This is a genomic window from Paraferrimonas sp. SM1919 (assembly GCF_010993985.1).
Classification (GTDB): Bacteria; Pseudomonadota; Gammaproteobacteria; order Enterobacterales; family Shewanellaceae; genus SM1919.
The window spans coordinates 1-19,306 of sequence record NZ_WINH01000014.1; the positions used below are offsets into that span (position 1 = coordinate 1).

Sequence of the window (19,306 nt, forward strand, 5' to 3'; positions counted from 1 at the left end):
GAACACTAAAGTACATTGAGAAAATCGTTTTGTTGATTTTCAAATGCCTGTGAGTGCCCACACAGATTACTTGATTACATTGTTAAAGAACGTTTGACCGTGTCGGTCAGGGCTGCGTATTCTACAGAATTAAAACCCTTCGTCAAGTGCTTTTTTAAATGTTTTTTCAAACGTTTTAAACAAGCTTTTAATTGACTCTGAGATAAACCTTATTTGGCTTGGTTGTTGGTGTTTAGCACCGCTCCCCGTCTCAGTGGTTGCGCATTATAGGGAGCTTTTCATTTAGCGCAAGTTCTTTTTAGAAAATTACATCTAACTGCCTATTTATCGCACTTTAACGTCTTTAGATCACACTTTTTCAGCCCTTAACAGCAAAAAGGAGCTTAAATGCTCCTTTTTGTTAGTTAACTTGACTTTACTCGATGAGTAAATTTTCACATATTTGTACTAAATCAGATTGTACTGCTGCCGCTGTTACCTCTTTACCTGCACCGGGACCACGAATAATCAGTGGATTATCTTTATAGAAGTGACTAGTCAGTACGAATACGTTATCACCAGGAGTTAAATTGGCATATGGATGATTCACTTCAACTTGCTCTAGTGCAACTTTTGCATTAATACCTTGGCTAACATCCAAGTGCGCAATATATCTAATGGCTTTTTTATTTAAGTTAGCCTCTGCAAGCGCCTTCGCCATTGGCGCATCCAACTCGTTTATTCTTTCTATAAATTGCTCTAGTGGAATGTTTGCCAAATCATCTGGCACTAACGATGTTAGGTTGATGTCATCAAGTTCTAATTCTAGGCCCATCTCTCTCGCTAAGATTAGCAGCTTGCGTTGCATATCTTTACCTGAAAGATCATCCCTTGGGTCGGGCTCAGTGATGCCTAATGATTTGGCCTCTAAAACCAATTCTGAAAATGAACGGCTACCATCATAGTTTTCAAATAGCCAACATAAAGTACCCGAAAAGATACCACCAATCTGTTTAAGTTTATCGCCACTATTAATGAGATCATTAAGTCCATATTGCACAGGTAAGCCTGCACCTACGCTGGCATTGTAACGCCAATATATTCGGCGACGAGTTAACTCTTGCTTTAAATGACGATAAAATGCCAGTGGACCTGAACCCGCCAGCTTGTTTGCACTCACTAGATGGATGCCGTAACTGAACAACCTTGGGTACAATTGCGTAACCTGATCACTGGCACTAATATCTAAAGCGATAATCTCATCATAATTCACCTGTGCTAATTCAGTAATTAGCGTTTCAGTGTCACGACTACTACGAGCATTAACAAAAGCTTCTTGCCAGTTACTTAATTCAATCCCAGCTTCATCTATTAAATTAAGCTTAGAACTTGCAATAGCCACGAGCTCCACTTTCGCTTCTAATTCAGTTTCTAGCTTCTGTTTTGTTTGCGTAAATAAGTCTATCCAAGCCTGGCCAATATTGCCTGCCCCAAATAATGCAATAGCAATTGCTTTTCTTGGACCAGCACAACGACGGTGTACTTTGTGAGTCAATATTGACACTTCTTCACTTGGCACTAATGTTAGCAACGATAAGCCATCCCCATATAACGGGTTTGCTTTTCTAGATAATAATCTTGAGAAGCTGTAACGATACTTATCAGCGGCTGAGCTTACTAAGGCAACTAGCCCCTTATCTTTATTCATTGATATTTGGGTAATGCCAAAACTTTCCGCCCAATTGTCAATTAATTCTAAAGCCGCCTGATATGTCTCTAAGGTGAAAGCAAACTCCACATCCCCTCTATAGCCACGCCAGTATCCAAGTGGGGCTAGATCTGCGGCGCGAAATTGAGTTAACAATTCTTCAAGATCTTCGCGTACGCTTAAACTTATCGTCGCAACGCTCTTTAAGCTGGTAACCACCGCCATACTTGCCTGAGCACTTTGGGGGGAGACAATGGTAAACTCGGTATCAGGCGCATAACTTGAACGAACTGCTAAAGAGATTTGCTGTCCTTTTAAAGGTTGTAATGCCCTTGGGTGTAATACCGGTGATCCTAAACGGGCAAGTGTATCCGCTTCTGCGAGGCTCATACTTGGCAGTAATTTGGCATCACTGATTTTATTTGGGTCAGCGTTAAAGACACCTTCTACATCAGTCCAAATAGTTACCCTATCGTAACCGGCTAATCGAGTAATTAAGGTAGCTGAGTAATCAGACCCATTGCGTCCTAGTAGTAAAGTTTGGCCTTGTTCATCAGCACAAATAAACCCAGTAATCACGGTTCGTTGATTAGGGTGAGTCTTTAAGAATTCTTTCAGATTATGGCTAGATTGTTGCTCAATTATTTGCGGCTGTACGCCACCTTTAGCAACCAGCACATCTCTTGCATCTAAATACCCAGACGCAACACCATTACTGGCTAATAGTGCGCTTAATAGTTTTGCTGACCACTGTTCACCAAAACTAATGATGGTGTTTTGCTCAACCCCAGTACGATCTGCTTTATTGAGCAAACTATATATTAGCGCTTTATCAGCGGCTAACTGCTCACGTAGATAGCGAGCCTGCTCACTGGAAACTAGTTGTTCAATCAGTTGTTGCTGGTAATCGATCAGATCTTTTAATGCTTCTGCGGTGGACTCTTTGTTATTGGCTAAGTCCACTAAATGATACAGGGCGTTGGTACTCTTACCCGCAGCCGACACTACAATTAGGTCATTGGCTTGGCCGTGTGTTAACAAGATATGAGCGACACGACGGTAGCAATCGGCATCAGCTAGTGAGGAACCACCAAATTTATGAAGGCATAACTTCTGCATTGTCATTTATTTGTCTCTAACACTTTATCAAGTGCGTGGGTTAAATCAGCAGTTAGGTCTTGGCTATCTTCAATACCAACTGATAATCGAATTAAGGTATCTTTTACACCCGCTTCTAAGCGAGCCTCTGGCGCCATTGCTCTGTGGGTCATAGTTGCTGGCACACAGACTAAAGATTCTACCCCGCCAAGGCTTTCTGCAAGACAGAATTCATTTAAATTACCCACTAAAGTAGCAACCTCATCTTCGCCACCGATGAGCTCAAAAGAAATCATCGCACCAAAGTTATTTTGTTGCCGTTTAGCAAGTTGATGCTGAGGATGATCTTCCAAACCAGGATAATACACTTTAGTCACTGCTGGATGATTAACTAAAGTCTCTACTAGTATTTGTGCGTTTTCAGTGTGCTGACGAATCCTTGGGCCAAGGGTCCTTAAACCACGCAGCGTTAAATAGCCATCAAATGGCGAACCTGTCAAACCTAGTGTATTAGCCCACCAACTCAGTTCTTCTGCTAATTGCTCAGTATTTGCAATTGCTACACCACCAATAACATCTGAATGACCGTTAATGTATTTTGTGGTTGAGTGAATCACGATATCAGCACCTAGTTGCAGGGGTTGCTGTCCGAAAGGTGATAAGAAAGTATTATCGACAACTACTTTGGCATCAACCGCTTTAGCTTGCTGACAAATGGCTCCAATATCGACTATCCGTAGTAGCGGGTTAGATGGCGTCTCTAGCCAAACCATCGCAGGCCTATCTTTAAATACTGCCCTAAGCTGCTGTTCATTAGTTTGATCCACCACCGCCAATTTAAAATGGCCCTTATTAGCTAAGTTAGTAAATAAGCGATAGCTGCCCCCATAGCAGTCATGGGGAATGACTAGAAGATCATCAGATTTTAATAAGCTAACAACAAGCGTTATAGAAGCTAAACCTGAAGAAGTCATAACTGCTCCAGCCCCACCCTCTAACTTATTGATTGCATCTGCAACCGCATTTCTGGTTGGATTGCCACCACGTCCGTAATCGTATTGTGGTGGATCACGATAATCATCAAAAATATAATTAGTAGACAAATAAATGGGAGGGACTACAGCTCCAAACTGACTATCGCTCTCTAAACCTTGTCTTACTGCATGGGTGGCGACTTTACGATTGCTCATTTACGGCTCCAAAAGGGCTTACTCAAAAGGATGTCTAGACGTCTAAACTAACCTAAACCGTTATATATCGTCAAGAGATGTTTAGACGTCTATACGTACAGTAATTAATATGTTTATAATTGAAATAACCCATTAGGGAAAACGGTTTTAAAAAACACCATTGCTAGACAATTTAAGAAGGCTTTAATATGACACAGTGGGACGGAGACTACATCAGCCCTTACGCTGAACATGGCAAGAAAAACGAACAGGTCAAAAAGGTAACTGTTTCGATTCCTTTGAAGGTTTTAAAAATTTTGACAGATGAACGCACGCGTCGTCAAATTAATAACCTGCGTCATGCAACTAACAGTGAATTATTATGTGAAGCTTTCCTGCATGCATACACTGGTCAGCCGCTTCCGAATGATGAAGACTTAAGAAAAGACAAAGCCGATGGTATCCCCACTGAAGCCTTAGCGATTATGAAAGAAAAAGGCATTGAAATCGATCTGGAAGATTAAATTCTGCCCGTTATTTGGTCGGACTGCTGCGATTCATTTCGACCAAGTTAACCTTGCTACAAGTTATTTTTGTCCATGCTAACTCTTGCGCTATTACTGAACTCCAGTTTCTAAAGAAGCTAAAAATTTCATTTCGCTATCACTGCAAGCAACAAATCACCTTTATAAATCATAATTTAAAATTAAGACTTAGAACATTCATCCGACTCTATTAAAAGGGATTGTAACTCGTTCATATTTGAATTATGTTTAGCAACTTAACATGATAAGTTCATATTAGAAACATAAGACCCCTTTTGTTTATCATTACACTCCTCAACATTTAACATCTTCATAGACGTTCTCAGTGAATCAATCACAGGATTTTAATTATGTTTTCATTAAAAGGAAAAACTGCACTTATTACCGGCGCGAGTCGTGGTTTAGGTCAAGCTATAGCATTTGCTCTTGCCCAAGCCGGTGCTTATGTCATTTGCTCTAGTTCTAGGGAAGGCGGATGCAGTGAAACACTGGCTAAAATAACTGAAAATGGATTCCAAGGCTGTGAAATAGCAGCAAATCTCAGTGATATGGATTCAGTTAAAGCTCTGGCTGAAAAAGCATTAGCTAAAAATAATGGTGTTGATATTTTAGTCAACAATGGTGGCACTATAGCTCGATACCCTGCCGTAGATTTCCCCTATGAGGAATGGCAAAATGTCCTCAAAGTTAACTTGGATTCAGCATTTGTACTTAGCCAAGAAATTGGTAGACACATGATTGCTAAGGGTGAAGGTAAAATCATCAATACTGCATCCATGCTTTCTTATTCAGGCGGCATCACAGTACCCGCTTATACCGCTTCCAAACATGCCATCGCCGGCGTAACCAAAGCTCTCGCGAATGAATGGGCTCAATTCAATATCCAAGTAAATGCCATCGCACCTGGTTATTTTGCAACCGACAATACTGCTGCAATTCGTGCCGATGAAAAGCGTAACGCCGATATTACTGCTCGCATCCCTGCAGCACGCTGGGGGCAGCCTGAAGATTTAGGTGGCGCCGCAGTATTTTTAGCATCGGCTGCCAGTAATTATATTAATGGCCATGTGCTAAATGTCGATGGCGGCTGGATGGCTCGTTAATTAAAGAATTAAACAGAGAATAATTATGACTACTACTTATACCTCACGCTACGCGTCTAGCCCTATTGATGCGAAACACTATGATACCGATCGTCTTCGTAGCGAATACCTAATCGAGCAACTATTTGTTGCCGATACTATTTCACTTACCTACAGCCACTACGATCGTTTTATTGTCGGTGGTGCTATGCCAATTAACGGCGCAGTGAAGCTAGAAACCATTGATGCACTTAAAGCCGATTACTTCTTATTCCGTCGTGAATTAGGCACCATTAACGTAGGTGGCCCAGGCGTAGTAACGGTTGACGGCACTGAATACGAGATTAACTTCAAAGAAGCCATTTATGTAGGTATGGGCAACACAGAAGTGACCTTCGCTTCTAAAGATGCCGCCAATCCAGCTAAGTTCTACATTAACTCTACTATTGCTGATATTGCTCACCCAACTAAGATTATTACCCGTGAAACGGCTAACCTACTAGAAATGGGTTCAGGCGACACTTGTAACGAGCGTAACATCTACCAATTCATTATCCGCTCTGTAGTCGATACTTGTAACCTACAAATGGGTATGACCGAACTTAAGACTGGTTCAATTTGGAATACTATGCCATGTCACCAGCATGACCGTCGTATGGAAGCTTACTTCTACTTTGAAGTGCCACAGGAGCAAGCGGTTTGTCACTTTATGGGTGAACCACAGCAAACCCGCCACATTTGGATGCAGAACGAGCAAGCCGTGATTTCTCCAGATTGGTCAATCCACTCAGGTGCAGGTACCGCTAACTACACCTTTATCTGGGGTATGTCTGGTGAAAACCACGACTACAACGATATGGATAAGTACAACCCAGACCAACTTAAGTAAGGACGACCGATGAAAGTTGCTGCGCTAGGAGAGTGCATGTTGGAGTTTAGCCGTTTAGGGGCTAATGGCGATAACAGCAATCACTTTAAAATGTCTTACGGTGGCGATACCCTAAATACCGCCGCTTACCTGAACCGACTTGGTGTAGATACTGATTATGTAACGGCATTGGGAGATGATCCTTACAGCCAAATGCTGATCGATAACTGGCAACAAGAAGGAATAGGTACGGATCTAGTCCGCCGTATGCATAATCGAGTTCCCGGTCTATATATGATAGAAACCGACGAAACTGGTGAGCGTAGCTTTCATTACTGGCGTGACAATGCGCCAGTGCGTGATTTACTTAATGATGCCACTGAAACTGATAAATTGTTTGAACAGCTAAGTGGCTACCATGCTCTGTATCTCTCAGGCATTACCTTATCCCTATTCCAAGGTGCCGCTTGGCAACCATTGCTTGATGGCCTCGCCAAACTGAAAGCTGCAGGGGTAGAAATTATTTTTGATGGTAACTACCGCCCTAAGGGTTGGCCTAATAAAACCGCCGCGCAAAATGCCTTTAATCAGGTGTTAGCTATTGCCACCCTTTGCTTACCAACCTTTGAAGATGAGCAAGACTTATTTGGTGATGAAACTCCACAGCAAACGGCCGCTCGAATGCACAGTGCTGGCGTGGCTAAAGTAGTGGTAAAACAAGGTGCCGATGGCTGCCTCACCAGTGATGGCGCTAGCCAATCTTGGGTTGCTGCCCATAAGATTGCTAATGTTATCGACACTACCGGTGCTGGCGATTCCTTCAATGGTGGCTTTTTAAGTCAATATTTCAAAGGCCGGTCACTTGCCGATTGCGCTCAGTGCGGACACGATCTCGCATCCGTGGTGATTCAGCATCGCGGGGCCATCATTGATAAAGCTTACATGCCCAATTAATGGTTCCTGTAAAAAAGGAGTGATGGCCACTCCTTTTTTATTCATCTTATCCTTAAAAACGATACAAAAGATTAATGGTTGTTTTCGTATCAAATTTTTTACTTTCCACAGGAACAATCGCAGTGTATTTAGTATCAATGCCAACTTTCAAAGCCCAATCTTGAAACAGCATACTTTTATAGCTTATTTCACCTGTTAAAATGCTATTGTCAGTACCAACTTCGGCGGTTAAATCCGCCTCTAATGTCGAATACTCATGAAGTTCTTGCTCATACTTCACCGCGGTACGAGCAATGAACTCCTGATTACTGGTTGGGTTTAAGTTTTCAGCTGATTCAATGGGCAGGTTATATCGAAAACCTGGGCCCACTTCTAACTTAAGTTTGCTTTTATTTCCTAAATTAAAGGTACTAAAACCATAACCAATTGAAATCGTGTGTTGGCGAGTAAAAGAACCAAATTTATCCCAACTAAACTCGGCACGGCCCAATAAGTAGTCGCCATCGTCAAACTTTAAATCATTCTGATATCGAAGCTGCAATTGCTGGGTCGTGGTTTTTTCAGAATTCGAAGAATAATACCCTCTAACTTCCCCTTCTTGGCGCACGTCTTGTGTATCGTACTGCATCTTGGTTCGAGCATTACCGCTAGAGGTGGCTGTGTTACCAGTATTAATTTGCAAACCGAACTCGACTTCGGCGCTAAATGGACTAAATGGCTCTTCATAATATGTAGGAACGACTGCGTGCGCACAAGGCATCAAAAAAAAGCTAAGGCCAAGGCTAAATCTAAGGTTTAACATTATAAAAAATAACAAAAATGAGAGTTGGTTCTGATAATACTATTTATTTTATCAATAGCAACGATAACCCTTGAGTTAACTGACGAGTTTATGTACTATTGCGCGTCCAAATCAGTCATCTATTTTGTTCCTTGCCTCGAACATTGGTCTGACTGAGCCAATAAAGGGGCTACTTAAACCGTAAGGAGCTATCATGCGTCATTACGAAATCGTATTCATGGTTCACCCAGATCAAAGTGAACAAGTTAGTGGTATGATCGAGCGTTACACCGGCGTTATCAACGCTGCAGGTGGTACTGTTCATCGTCTAGAAGATTGGGGTCGTCGTCAACTGGCTTACCCAATTGAAAAGCTACACAAAGCTCACTATGTTCTTATCAATGCTGAAACTACTGCTGAATCAGTTGCTGAACTAGAAACTGCTTTCCGTTTCAACGATGCTGTTCTTCGCAACATGGTTATCCGCACTAAAGCTGCGGTAACTGAAGCTTCGCCAATGGCTAAAGCTAAAGAAGAGCGTGAAGCGCGTCGTGCTCCAGCAGAAAAAGCTGAAGCTCAAGAAGCAGCTGCAGAATAAGCAACAGCTTGACAGCTAATCACCTGATATTAACTGGCACGATTGTCAAGGGACCGAAAACGGTGACCAACGCGGCGGGTATTCCCCACACGTTATTTACCCTAGAACATCGATCAATGTCAGAGCATGCAGGCCTACCACGGCAAATGTATTGCATATTACAGGTGGTATTAAGTGGTCCACAATCTTCGGACTGGACCAGCAAATTGAAAATCGGATGTGAAGTTAAAGTTGAGGGCAACCTTGGCTGGCAACAGGGTCGTAATAAGCCCGGTCGTCATCTTTTACATGCCGAAACTATCAAATTGATAAGTTAGGAGAAACCCATGACACGTTATTTCCGTCGTCGTAAGTTTTGTCGTTTCACCGCTGAAGGTGTAACTCAAATTGATTACAAAGATATCGCTACTCTAAAGAACTACATCACAGAGAGTGGTAAAATTGTACCAAGCCGTATTACTGGCACTAGCGCTAAGTACCAGCGTCAACTAGCAACTGCTATCAAACGCGCTCGTTACTTATCTCTACTACCATACACTGATCTACACAAGTAAATCACTGTTTAGTAATTGAATTTTAGAGGATAAAGTAATGAACGTTATTTTACTTGATAAGATTGCTAACCTAGGTGGTTTAGGCGATCAAGTATCTGTTAAAGCTGGTTACGCACGTAACTTCCTTCTTCCACAAGGCAAAGCAGTTGTTGCTAACGCTGCTAACGTTGCTGTTTTCGAAGAGCGTCGCGCTGAGCTTGAAGCTAAACTAGCTGAAACTCTAGCTGCTGCTACAGCTCGTGCTGAAGCACTAGCTGCACTAAACGTGACTATCGAAGCAACTGCTGGTGACGAAGGTAAGCTATTCGGTTCTATCGGTGCACGTGATGTTGCTGATGCAGTAACTGCTGCAGGTGCAGAGCTAGCTAAGAGCGAAGTACGTCTTCCTGAAGGCCCACTACGTCACACTGGTGAGTTCGACATCACAGTTCAACTTCACACTGAAGTTGCTGCTACTGTTAAAGTAACTGTTGTTGCTGCTTAATAGTAATAAAATGGCCCTCGGGCGATTTTAGTAAAAAAGCCAATCATTAGATTGGCTTTTTTTATATCTAAATTTTACTGGCAAAATTTGGATGATGAATGAAGAACGTCAAATGCTCTTCAGTATTCTGTAATCCGTATTCCCGGTGGACGCCGTCCGTTATCGAACAGCGAAGCTCGCAGTCACAAAGCGACGCTCTCGAAGCGAAGCGGCCTCAATCCCCCTGGATTGTGGCTACAAAAAAAGGCGCAATATGCGCCTTTTTTATTAATCTTCAGTATTCTGTAATCCGTATTCCCGGTGGACGCCGTCCGTTATCGAACAGCGAAGCTCGCAGTCACAAAGCGACGCTCTCGAAGCGAAGCGGCCTCAATCCCCCTGGATTGTGGCTACAAAAAAAGGCGCAATATGCGCCTTTTTTATTAAAGAAGTAATGATTACTTCTTTCCACCGAAAGCAGAGAAACGCTTTTGGAAACGATCAACACGACCGCCAGTAGCAACTTCTTTTTGCTTACCAGTGTAGAATGGGTGACAAGCAGAACAAACATCTAAATGGATGTCTTTAGCAATTGTAGAACGAGTTTCGATTACGTTGCCACAAGAACAAGTTGCTTTAATAGCTTCGTAAGTTGGGTGAATACCAGCTTTCATAAGGGTAACCTCTAAGTTAAGGCCGCGTCGCCATTTGGTCATCAATGTGCCAAACACCACACGAAAATAAATAAAATTTCAGGTGGCGAATACTACGTGATAATGACTACTCATACAATAGTTAATTGCTGTTTTTTTCTTCTGGTTACATATTTGTGAAGTCTAAGGAACTTTTAAAGCGGAGTTAATCTGGTAGGATAGCTAAAACACCCTTTTGACAGCCAAAACTGCATGAATCAATTTGCTCTTGTCGCCTTACCTGTTCCTATGCGCCAAACTTTCAGCTATCGCCTTAAGGCTGAGCATTCGCACGCCCAAATAGGAGCTCGAGTAAAGGTGCCTTTCGGCCCTAAAACCTTGATTGGGTTTATTTGGGGGTTTAGTGACGATTGCCAATTTGATCCTAACAAAATCAAAGATATCATCAGCTTGATTGATGACAAAAGTATTTTGAATGAAAATATTGTTAAGTTGGCACGCTGGGGGGCTCGTTACTATATTGCCCCCCTGGGTATGATGCTTAATCAAACCATTCCTGTAAAACTTAGAAAAGGCGAAGATGCAGAGCTTGGCTACCATCAATATTGGAAACTGTCCCCACAAGGTAACGCCACCAGTAACACTGATTTGGGTAATGCTAAAAAGCAAATTGAACTGATAGAGTTTTTGCGTCAGGGCAAACAAACACCTGATGCTATAGTCCGCCATGGCATCAGCAAAGCATTGATTACTACAGTGGCCAATAAAGGCTTAATTGAAAAGGTGCAAGAGCCCATCAGTTACGATGAATCATGGCGTAACAGCTTTGAACAAACCGAGCAATCGCTGACCCTTAATAGTGAGCAAGCGATTGCCGTTGCCAGGCTTAATCAGCACGATGGTTTTCAATGCTGTCTATTAGAAGGGATCACTGGTTCAGGCAAAACCGAGGTCTATTTATCGTTAATGGCCTCTGTTCTAGAGCAAGGAAAACAGGTACTGGTATTGGTTCCTGAAATCGGCTTAACACCGCAAACCATTGCTCGCTTTTCCAAGCGCTTTAAGACCCCTATTGTGGTGTTACATTCGGGCCTTAATGATACTGAGCGGTGTCAGGCTTGGCTGAAGGCCCGTGCTGGTGCGGCCGGCATCATCATTGGTACGCGCTCAGCCTTGTTTACGCCAATGAAATACCCTGGGCTTATCATTCTTGATGAAGAACACGACGCCAGCTTTAAACAAAATGACGGCATCCGTTATCATGCCCGTGATCTGGCGGTAATGCGCGGTCAAATTGATAATATACCTGTATTGCTTGGCAGTGCAACGCCATCGTTAGAGAGTCTTAATAATGCCCTCAGCGGTAAATACTTGCACTTATACCTTAATCAACGTGCAGGCGAGGCAACGCCTCCTAGGGCTGGCATGATAGACATACGCCAATTGCATCTTCAAGCTGGTATTTCACAGCCATTATTCGATGAGATGGGCAAGCATTTACAAGCAGGCAATCAGGTCATGCTATTTTTGAACCGTCGTGGTTTTGCCCCTGCTCTGCTTTGTCACGAATGCGGTCATTTACATGAATGTAAGCGCTGCGATGCCTATTACACCCTACATAGATCAAGTAACAGTATTGTTTGTCATCACTGTGGTGATCAAGATTATATTCCAAGGCAATGCCCCAACTGCTCTAGTACCCTATTAATGCCTCAAGGTGTGGGTACAGAGCAACTACAAGAGTTGTTAGAACAGCAATTCCCTGACTACCCAGTTGTGCGTATCGATCGCGATACCATTCGCAATAAAGGGGAGTTAGAACAGCGCCTAGATGGTATTTTAAAGAATGAGTTCAAAATCTTAATTGGCACCCAAATGCTGGCCAAGGGACATCACTTTCCCGATGTGACCTTAGTCGGTATGCTGGAAGTGGATGGAGCGCTATTTAGTTCTGATTTCAGAGCATCAGAAAAGGTTGCACAATTAATTTCACAGGTTTCCGGTCGAGCGGGTCGCGCTTCAAAGCCTGGCACTGTGGTATTACAGAGTCACCAAACTGAGCACCCAGTGCTCCAGCAGATCCTTTTTCAAGGCTACCAAACGCTATCAAGAAATTTACTCTTAGAAAGGCAGCAAGCACAATTACCCCCCGCCCAATTTATGGCAATATTCAAGGCAGAAGCTTTTAATATTAATGACGCCAACCACTTTCTCGCTCAAATTAGAGATATCCTAACCCAGTACCAACTTGAACTTATTGGACCTATGCCTGCGCCAATGGAAAGGCGCGCGGGTAAATTTAGGCAAACTCTCATCATACAATGCAATCAAAGAAAGCATTTACACTTATCCCTTGAGTCTAGTATTGTCCAAATTGAGCAACTGCCCAGCTCCAGAAAGTGTCGTTGGCATCTTGATATCGACCCGATTGACTTGAGTTAAGATAAATTGCTCGATTTTATAAGATAAGTCACGCTAAAGCGTAGATTTATCAGTCATTCAAGTCTAAAATCGAGGGTTTGATTATCAGAATTTAAGCTTTGGTAGTAAGAGCACATGAAAGAGCAAATTTTAGCGTTATTAGAACAAACGGTTACTCGCTTGAAAGAGCAACAAGTGATTGCAGCGGATTTCACCCCTCGCCTGCAGATCGACCGTACCCGTGACAAATCTCACGGCGACTTTGCCAGCAACCTCGCCATGATGATGGCCAAAGCAGCCGGCAAACCACCACGCGAATTAGCTCAGATGATTTGTGATGCACTGCCTGAATCAAGTGTGATCGAAAAAGTTGAAATTGCCGGTCCTGGTTTTATTAACTTCTTTGTTGCCGACAACGCCCTAGCCGGTCAAATTAAAGCAGCCCTAAACGATGAACACTTTGGTCTTAAACTGCCAGCACGCGAAACTGTTGTGGTTGACCTATCGTCACCAAACCTCGCTAAAGAAATGCATGTTGGCCACTTACGCTCATCGATTATTGGCGATGCCGTTGCCCGTACCCTAGAGTTCTTGGGACATAATGTCATTCGCCAGAATCACGTTGGTGACTGGGGGACTCAATTCGGTATGCTACTTGCCTATATGGAAGAGAAGCGTGCTGAAAATACTGAAATCTCTATGGCGCTTTCAGATTTAGAAAGTTTCTATCGCGCCGCTAAAGGCCGCTTTGATGAGTCAGAAGACTTTGCCAATCGTGCCCGTGAACTGGTGGTTGCCCTGCAATCAGGTGACCAACAATGTCTCGCACTCTGGCGTGAATTTAATGATGTTTCCCTGGCTCACTGCCAAGAAGTCTATGAAAAGCTGAACGTTAAGCTAACCCGTGACGATGTCCGTGGTGAAAGTGCTTACAACGACGATCTTGCCCAAGTGGTCGCGGATCTTGAAGCCGCTAATTTGCTGCAAGAAGACCAAGGCGCGATGTGTGTGTTCTTAGATGAATTTAAAAACCAACAGGGCGATCCTCTACCGGTCATCGTACAAAAGAAAGGTGGCGGTTTCCTATATGCCACTTCTGACTTAGCCGCAGTACGCTACCGTCAAAACCAGCTCAATGCCGATCGTATTTTATACTTTGTTGACCAACGTCAAGGCTTACATTTTCAGCAGGTATTTACTGTTGCCCGCAAAGCTGGCTTTTTAAATGATAACACTAAGGCTGAGCACTTAGGCTTTGGTACCATGAACGGAGAAGATGGCAAGCCATTTAAAACCCGCTCTGGTGGCACTGTTAAGTTAATTGATCTCCTTAATGAAGCTGAGCAACGAGCTTATGATCTGGTAAAACAAAAGAACCCTGATCTAAGTGAAAATGAATTACGCCACATCGCTAATGTGGTTGGCATTAGTTCGGTTAAATATGCCGATCTGTCAAAAAACCGCAGCTCTGATTACATCTTTAGCTTCGAACAGATGTTAAGTTTCGAGGGTAATACGGCGCCTTACTTACTGTATGCAGTAACTCGTGTGGCTAATATTTTGGTTAAAGCGAAAGATATCGACTTCATCGGTAGTGAGTTGCAGCTTGAACATGACAAAGAAATTGAACTCGCTAATGCGCTACTTAAATTCTCAGAAGTTGTGTTAAAAGTTGCAGAACGTGGTACACCACATACGCTTTGTACCTATCTGTTTGAATTATCTGGAATCTTTTCAAGTTTCTACGAAGCTTGTCCGGTACTAGCTGCCGACAACGATGCTGCCAGAGATACTCGTTTGCAATTATCTGTACTGACAGAACGTACTCTAAAAGCGGGTTTATCTCTATTAGGCATCGAGACCCTAGAGCGGATGTAATCAATGACAAGGGACTATAAAAACCGCAAACCGGCCAAACGTCGAAGTCGCGGAAGGCGCAAGGAAGCCCCAAAATCCAAATTTAAACTGGGCTTATTCGCTGTAGTTACTGTTGCTCTAGTCGCTTGGGGAATTCACTTTCTTAACAGTATCAGTGGTTCCGCCGAAGAGGCTAAAGCTGTCGTTAATAAACCAAAAGCAACAGTTCAAGCAAAGGTAGCTGAAAAACCATTGCCTAAACCGCCCAAAGAGATTTATGAGTATGTTGATACTCTAAAGCAAAAAGAAGTTGAAATTGAGTTGCAACAGCAGTCAGACTCTAAAACGCCTTATATTATGCAGTGTGGTTCATTCAGGAACCAAGACGATGCCGAGGTGATGAAGGCCTCTATTGCATGGCAAGTTGGCCAGCACAGTACTGTAGAAAGAACTGAAGGACAAAATGGAGTATGGTATCGGGTCAGGTTAGGTCCCTTTACTGGAGATCCTGAAAATCAGCTCACCCCGAAAAGGCAAGCGCAGGGGCTACAAAAGCAATTACGCAAACTTAAAATCGCTAACTGCCAATTTTGGCCAAGCAAAGCTTGATCTTCTAGAAAATATCCCCATATTAAAATTAACTACGTTGACCCAGAATTTTCTGGGTCAACTTTCTAATATGAGGAACCAACGTGACTACAATTGTCTCTGTTCGCCGTAACAATCAAGTTATCATCGCTGGTGATGGCCAAGTTTCCCTAGGCAATACCGTAATGAAAGGTAATGCTCGCAAAGTTCGTCGTCTTTATAATGGCAAAGTTTTAGCTGGTTTTGCTGGTGGTACTGCGGATGCTTTCACCCTGTTTGAACGCTTTGAAGCCAAATTAGAAGCCCACCAAGGCCATCTTATGCGCGCTGCAGTTGAGCTTGCAAAAGATTGGCGAACTGATCGCATGCTACGTAAACTAGAAGCTCTATTGGCGGTTGCTGACCATACTGGCTCATTAATTATCACTGGTAATGGTGATGTAGTGCAGCCAGAAAATGATCTGATCGCTATCGGTTCTGGTGGTAATTTTGCCCAAGCTGCAGCCACTGCACTGCTAGAAAATACCGAACTAAGTGCTGAAGATATCGCAACTAAAGCCCTTAAGATTGCAGGTGATATTTGTGTATTCACCAACCATCATCAAACTATCGAAAAAATTGAATACTAATTGCAGTAGGAAGCCAACATGTCACAAATGACTCCAAGAGAAATCGTCCATGAGCTAGATAGCCATATTATTGGTCAAGGTAACGCTAAACGTGCTGTGGCTATCGCTCTTCGTAATCGCTGGCGCCGTATGCAGTTAGACAAAGAACTGCGTCAAGAAGTTACCCCAAAAAATATTCTTATGATCGGCCCTACTGGTGTCGGTAAAACTGAAATTGCTCGACGTCTTGCTAAATTAGCCAATGCTCCATTTATTAAAGTGGAAGCGACAAAATTTACCGAAGTCGGTTATGTTGGTAAAGAAGTAGAGCAAATTATTCGCGATTTAACCGATGTCGCAGTTAAACTCACTCGCGATCAACAAATGGCCAAGCATAAATTCCGTGCTGAAGAATTAGCAGAGGAACGCATTCTAGATGCTTTACTGCCACCAGCAAAAGACAACTGGGGTCAAAATGAAGAGCAAGAAAATTCTTCTACTAGGCAAATTTTCCGTAAAAAACTTCGTGAAGGTAAGTTAGACGATAAAGACATTGAGATTGAAGTCTCTCAGCCGCAGGTTGGGGTTGAAATCATGGCACCTCCAGGTATGGAGGAAATGACAAATCAACTTCAGTCTATGTTCCAAAACATGGGCCAAACGCCTTCTAAGCGTAAAAAAATGAAGGTAAAAGATGCCCTAAAAGCTTTAGTTGATGAAGAAGCCGCTAAATTAGTTAACCAAGACGACTTAAAAGAGCAGGCCATCGAACTGGTTGAACAACATGGCATCGTATTTTTAGACGAGATCGATAAAATCTGTAAGCGTGGCGATACTTCTGGCCCAGATGTTTCTCGTGAAGGTGTGCAACGCGACCTGCTACCTTTAGTTGAAGGTTCTACGGTAAACACCAAACACGGCATGGTTAAAACCGACCATATTCTATTCATTGCTTCAGGTGCATTCCAGCTGGCAAAACCTTCTGATCTCATTCCTGAATTGCAAGGTCGCCTACCAATTCGCGTAGAACTAGAAGCCCTAAGTGCTGATGACTTTAAGCGAATTCTAACCGAGCCAAACGCGTCTTTAACTGAGCAGCATATTGCCCTAATGAAGACCGAAGGTGTGGATATTGAGTTTACTGAAGATGGTATTGAGCGTATCGCCCAGGCCGCTTTCCAAGTCAACGAAAAAACCGAAAACATTGGTGCTCGTCGCCTGCACACGGTATTAGAGCGTTTAATGGAAACCCTATCCTTTGAAGCTTCAGACAAAGCAGGAGAAAGCTTCAGGATTGACGCTGACTATGTCAATAGCCACCTAGACAATCTAGTACAAGATGAAGATTTATCTCGCTTCATTCTGTAAACATCAAAGTCAACAGGTCATAGTGACAGTTTAATTGTAAGCCCCTATAGTGAAAGCTATCGGGGCTTTTTCTTTATAAGGATTATTACCATGGCAGTGTTACTCAAAGGCAGCGTTAAGGATTTAGACGGGTTTAGTGTTACTCGGCTCCTGCCACATATGAAAAAGCGCATGGTTGGCCCTTTTATCTTTTTTGATCATATGGGCCCAGCAGACTTCCTGCCGGGTGAAGGTATCGATGTGAGGCCTCATCCCCATATTGGCCTTTCTACCATTACCTATATGCTTGATGGCAGCCTATTACACCGTGACAGTCTCGGCAATAACTTAGAGATACTGCCCGGCGATGTAAACTGGATGACCGCCGGTAAAGGTATCGTCCATTCCGAACGGGAAACCCTAGAGGTGCAAACCCACCGCCATACGTTGAATGGTATTCAGTGCTGGCTGGCTCTTCCCAAAGCTATGGCTGAAATAGAACCTAGCTTCCATCATATCAAGCGGGCTCAGTTGCCTCATTTTATTAAAGAAGGGATAACCAAACGGCTTATCGCCGGAGAAGCCTATGGCATGACATCTCCGCTGAAAACCTATAGCCCCATGTTCTATCTAGATGTGGTTGCTAAAGCCAATAAAACCATCACCCGCCCCACCCCAGAGCAAGAGTGCATGATCTATATTATCGATGGCAAGTTAACAATCGGTGACAATCAATATCAAACTGGCGATGCGGTACTACTTGAGCACGAACAACACATGGTTACTGATCGCTATAGCCGCTTTTTGTTATTAGGGGGCGAGAACTGGCCTGAAGTCCCGCGCATGTATTGGAACTTTGTCTCTTTTGATATGGCCCGCATTGAACAAGCAAAACAGGATTGGATTCAAGGTAAGTTCCCAACTATCCCTGGGGATAATCAAGAATTTACTCCATTACCATAACGGTTTAGTTGCTAAATCGCTTGCTGCCACGACTTCGGCATTTGCACCTGTTGCCACAGTGAATCACATAGGCTTTTAGTATCCTGCCAGTCACCGGCCAAAATCCAATCCACCAGCTGGTCAGCAACCTGAGGATAGCTGATGGCCTCTTTTGCAGGCTGTAATAACCAGCGGTTAATATTATCGATGCAAAGTTCATCCATACTATCCGCCGCCCCCAGTAACGTGAGTGCAGCAACATTAGAAGCCTGCTCAAACTGACCATGAAGCGGTTTGAGCAATAACTTTTTTCCTAGGGTCAATGCTTCAGAGGACAACTCAAACCCGGCATTGGCAATAATGCCCTCACAGCTGGCTAAGTAACCTTTAAACTTAGTTCGGCTGAAACCATGCCAATGAACATTATCGGCCAGCGTCTGCTGGGGTTGTTGAGAGTGGAACACATGGAATTGAATATGGGGGATAAGGGCTAAGGTGTTGTTAATCAGTTCACCGTCTTCAAATGGCAAGTAAACCAGCACTTGCCCCTTTTGCTGGGGCTGCAGGGCCTCAATATCCACAAACGGCGGCAAAATTTGACAATCAAAGTGATGCCAATGACAGCCTAAACTAATATCACTGGGAGCAAAATGTTGCATGAGTTGATCGCTAATGAAATTAGCTTTGGCCTTAGGCACAGGATGCACAAACGCACTCTGATGACTAATGCCAATACAAGGCACTTGCTGGCGTTTAGCCGCCCAAGCACTAATGGGTTCGAAATCATTAAGCACTAAATCATACTGGCTTAAATCCATGTTTTTAATATCATGATATAAGGCCAAATAGTCGTTATTAAATGCGGTCTGTAAGTAATCTACGGCACCCTTGTTGGTCGCAAAGGTTAAGCCCTTCGCCACTTTAAAATCGCCAAAGGGCTGCATATCAAATAATTGAGCTCTGTCTCGGCCAGAAATAAAATAATCGACCATTACCTTTTTATTGGTCAACGCTTTTGCCATCACTCTAGCTCTAGTAAGGTGGCCATTACCTGTTCCTTGAATGCCATATAAGATTTTCATCGTATCGTC

The 19,306-nt window shown here is 43.2% G+C and carries 20 protein-coding genes; 15 read left to right on the top strand and 5 right to left on the bottom strand.

What is annotated here, in order from left to right:
* Positions 1-415: 415 nt before the first annotated feature.
* Both metL and metB read right to left on the bottom strand, forming a co-directional pair.
* Complete coding sequence (metL, locus tag GFB48_RS09780; protein WP_163934641.1) at positions 416-2,806, bottom strand: bifunctional aspartate kinase/homoserine dehydrogenase II; 2,391 nt, start codon at positions 2,804-2,806, stop codon at positions 416-418.
* 2 nt (positions 2,807-2,808) lie between these two features.
* Positions 2,809-3,975 (bottom strand): cystathionine gamma-synthase, encoded by a 1,167-nt coding sequence (metB, locus tag GFB48_RS09785; RefSeq protein ID WP_163934644.1) that lies wholly within the window; start codon positions 3,973-3,975, stop codon positions 2,809-2,811.
* A 188-nt stretch (positions 3,976-4,163) separates the two neighbouring features.
* On the opposite strand from metB, the gene metJ reads away from it, so the two are divergent.
* The 4 genes from metJ to GFB48_RS09805 all read left to right on the top strand — a co-directional run bounded on the left by metJ (position 4,164) and on the right by GFB48_RS09805 (position 7,403).
* On the top strand, positions 4,164-4,478 hold the full coding sequence (metJ, locus tag GFB48_RS09790; protein WP_163934647.1) for a met regulon transcriptional regulator MetJ: 315 nt from the start codon (positions 4,164-4,166) through the stop codon (positions 4,476-4,478).
* A 371-nt stretch (positions 4,479-4,849) separates the two neighbouring features.
* Positions 4,850-5,602 (top strand): 2-dehydro-3-deoxy-D-gluconate 5-dehydrogenase KduD, encoded by a 753-nt coding sequence (kduD, locus tag GFB48_RS09795; protein WP_305848752.1) that lies wholly within the window; start codon positions 4,850-4,852, stop codon positions 5,600-5,602.
* Between the two features lie 25 nt (positions 5,603-5,627).
* Positions 5,628-6,470, top strand: coding sequence for a 5-dehydro-4-deoxy-D-glucuronate isomerase (gene kduI / locus GFB48_RS09800; RefSeq protein ID WP_163934650.1), 843 nt, complete (start codon positions 5,628-5,630; stop codon positions 6,468-6,470).
* Positions 6,471-6,479: 9 nt separating this feature from the next.
* A complete protein-coding gene (locus tag GFB48_RS09805) occupies positions 6,480-7,403 on the top strand; it encodes a sugar kinase (RefSeq protein ID WP_163934653.1) in 924 nt (307 codons plus the stop codon).
* Between the two features lie 52 nt (positions 7,404-7,455).
* Here the strand turns inward: GFB48_RS09805 and GFB48_RS09810 are convergent, their stop codons facing one another.
* On the bottom strand, positions 7,456-8,163 hold the full coding sequence (locus GFB48_RS09810; protein WP_240464854.1) for a YdiY family protein: 708 nt from the start codon (positions 8,161-8,163) through the stop codon (positions 7,456-7,458).
* A 235-nt stretch (positions 8,164-8,398) separates the two neighbouring features.
* On the opposite strand from GFB48_RS09810, the gene rpsF reads away from it, so the two are divergent.
* The 5 genes from rpsF to GFB48_RS09835 all read left to right on the top strand — a co-directional run bounded on the left by rpsF (position 8,399) and on the right by GFB48_RS09835 (position 10,254).
* Positions 8,399-8,782 carry a 30S ribosomal protein S6 gene (gene rpsF / locus GFB48_RS09815; RefSeq protein WP_163934659.1) on the top strand — a complete coding sequence of 128 codons (384 nt, stop codon included), beginning with the start codon at positions 8,399-8,401 and terminating at the stop codon, positions 8,780-8,782.
* 8 nt (positions 8,783-8,790) lie between these two features.
* On the top strand, positions 8,791-9,099 hold the full coding sequence (gene priB / locus GFB48_RS09820; protein ID WP_163934662.1) for a primosomal replication protein N: 309 nt from the start codon (positions 8,791-8,793) through the stop codon (positions 9,097-9,099).
* A gap of 9 nt (positions 9,100-9,108) precedes the next feature.
* Positions 9,109-9,336, top strand: coding sequence for a 30S ribosomal protein S18 (gene rpsR, locus GFB48_RS09825; protein WP_163934666.1), 228 nt, complete (start codon positions 9,109-9,111; stop codon positions 9,334-9,336).
* A 37-nt stretch (positions 9,337-9,373) separates the two neighbouring features.
* Positions 9,374-9,820, top strand: coding sequence for a 50S ribosomal protein L9 (rplI, locus tag GFB48_RS09830; RefSeq protein WP_163934669.1), 447 nt, complete (start codon positions 9,374-9,376; stop codon positions 9,818-9,820).
* 98 nt (positions 9,821-9,918) lie between these two features.
* Positions 9,919-10,254, top strand: coding sequence for a hypothetical protein (locus GFB48_RS09835; RefSeq protein WP_163934672.1), 336 nt, complete (start codon positions 9,919-9,921; stop codon positions 10,252-10,254).
* A gap of 3 nt (positions 10,255-10,257) precedes the next feature.
* On the opposite strand, the gene rpmE is transcribed toward GFB48_RS09835, so the two are convergent.
* A complete protein-coding gene (rpmE, locus tag GFB48_RS09840) occupies positions 10,258-10,473 on the bottom strand; it encodes a 50S ribosomal protein L31 (protein ID WP_163934915.1) in 216 nt (71 codons plus the stop codon).
* A gap of 231 nt (positions 10,474-10,704) precedes the next feature.
* On the opposite strand from rpmE, the gene priA reads away from it, so the two are divergent.
* From priA to GFB48_RS09870, 6 genes are all read left to right on the top strand, one after another.
* Positions 10,705-12,894 (top strand): primosomal protein N', encoded by a 2,190-nt coding sequence (gene priA, locus GFB48_RS09845; protein ID WP_163934675.1) that lies wholly within the window; start codon positions 10,705-10,707, stop codon positions 12,892-12,894.
* Positions 12,895-13,008: 114 nt separating this feature from the next.
* Positions 13,009-14,751, top strand: a complete 1,743-nt coding sequence (gene argS, locus GFB48_RS09850; RefSeq protein WP_163934678.1) for an arginine--tRNA ligase — start codon at positions 13,009-13,011, stop codon at positions 14,749-14,751.
* A gap of 3 nt (positions 14,752-14,754) precedes the next feature.
* Positions 14,755-15,339: an SPOR domain-containing protein gene (locus tag GFB48_RS09855; protein ID WP_163934681.1), complete on the top strand. Its 585-nt coding sequence runs from the start codon at positions 14,755-14,757 to the stop codon at positions 15,337-15,339.
* 83 nt (positions 15,340-15,422) lie between these two features.
* Positions 15,423-15,947, top strand: a complete 525-nt coding sequence (hslV, locus tag GFB48_RS09860) for an ATP-dependent protease subunit HslV (RefSeq protein ID WP_163934684.1) — start codon at positions 15,423-15,425, stop codon at positions 15,945-15,947.
* A gap of 18 nt (positions 15,948-15,965) precedes the next feature.
* Complete coding sequence (gene hslU / locus GFB48_RS09865) at positions 15,966-17,294, top strand: HslU--HslV peptidase ATPase subunit (RefSeq protein WP_163934687.1); 1,329 nt, start codon at positions 15,966-15,968, stop codon at positions 17,292-17,294.
* Positions 17,295-17,384: 90 nt separating this feature from the next.
* Complete coding sequence (locus GFB48_RS09870) at positions 17,385-18,236, top strand: pirin family protein (RefSeq protein WP_163934690.1); 852 nt, start codon at positions 17,385-17,387, stop codon at positions 18,234-18,236.
* Between the two features lie 11 nt (positions 18,237-18,247).
* Here GFB48_RS09870 and GFB48_RS09875 read toward each other — a convergent pair whose 3' ends face one another.
* Positions 18,248-19,297, bottom strand: a complete 1,050-nt coding sequence (locus GFB48_RS09875) for an MJ1255/VC2487 family glycosyltransferase (protein WP_163934693.1) — start codon at positions 19,295-19,297, stop codon at positions 18,248-18,250.
* Positions 19,298-19,306: the final 9 nt, after the last annotated feature.

Excerpts from the sequence above, each read along its gene's own strand:
- metL (WP_163934641.1), bottom strand. The coding sequence starts at position 2,806 with ATGCAGAAGTTATGCCTTCATAAATTTGGTGGTTCCTCACTAGCTGAT.
- metB (WP_163934644.1), bottom strand. The coding sequence starts at position 3,975 with ATGAGCAATCGTAAAGTCGCCACCCATGCAGTAAGACAAGGTTTAGAG.
- metJ (WP_163934647.1), top strand. The coding sequence starts at position 4,164 with ATGACACAGTGGGACGGAGACTACATCAGCCCTTACGCTGAACATGGC.
- kduD (WP_305848752.1), top strand. The coding sequence starts at position 4,850 with ATGTTTTCATTAAAAGGAAAAACTGCACTTATTACCGGCGCGAGTCGT.
- kduI (WP_163934650.1), top strand. The coding sequence starts at position 5,628 with ATGACTACTACTTATACCTCACGCTACGCGTCTAGCCCTATTGATGCG.
- GFB48_RS09805 (WP_163934653.1), top strand. The coding sequence starts at position 6,480 with ATGAAAGTTGCTGCGCTAGGAGAGTGCATGTTGGAGTTTAGCCGTTTA.
- GFB48_RS09810 (WP_240464854.1), bottom strand. The coding sequence starts at position 8,163 with ATGCCTTGTGCGCACGCAGTCGTTCCTACATATTATGAAGAGCCATTT.
- rpsF (WP_163934659.1), top strand. The coding sequence starts at position 8,399 with ATGCGTCATTACGAAATCGTATTCATGGTTCACCCAGATCAAAGTGAA.
- rpsR (WP_163934666.1), top strand. The coding sequence starts at position 9,109 with ATGACACGTTATTTCCGTCGTCGTAAGTTTTGTCGTTTCACCGCTGAA.
- rplI (WP_163934669.1), top strand. The coding sequence starts at position 9,374 with ATGAACGTTATTTTACTTGATAAGATTGCTAACCTAGGTGGTTTAGGC.
- GFB48_RS09835 (WP_163934672.1), top strand. The coding sequence starts at position 9,919 with ATGAAGAACGTCAAATGCTCTTCAGTATTCTGTAATCCGTATTCCCGG.
- rpmE (WP_163934915.1), bottom strand. The coding sequence starts at position 10,473 with ATGAAAGCTGGTATTCACCCAACTTACGAAGCTATTAAAGCAACTTGT.
- priA (WP_163934675.1), top strand. The coding sequence starts at position 10,705 with ATGAATCAATTTGCTCTTGTCGCCTTACCTGTTCCTATGCGCCAAACT.
- argS (WP_163934678.1), top strand. The coding sequence starts at position 13,009 with ATGAAAGAGCAAATTTTAGCGTTATTAGAACAAACGGTTACTCGCTTG.
- GFB48_RS09855 (WP_163934681.1), top strand. The coding sequence starts at position 14,755 with ATGACAAGGGACTATAAAAACCGCAAACCGGCCAAACGTCGAAGTCGC.
- hslU (WP_163934687.1), top strand. The coding sequence starts at position 15,966 with ATGTCACAAATGACTCCAAGAGAAATCGTCCATGAGCTAGATAGCCAT.
- GFB48_RS09870 (WP_163934690.1), top strand. The coding sequence starts at position 17,385 with ATGGCAGTGTTACTCAAAGGCAGCGTTAAGGATTTAGACGGGTTTAGT.
- GFB48_RS09875 (WP_163934693.1), bottom strand. The coding sequence starts at position 19,297 with ATGAAAATCTTATATGGCATTCAAGGAACAGGTAATGGCCACCTTACT.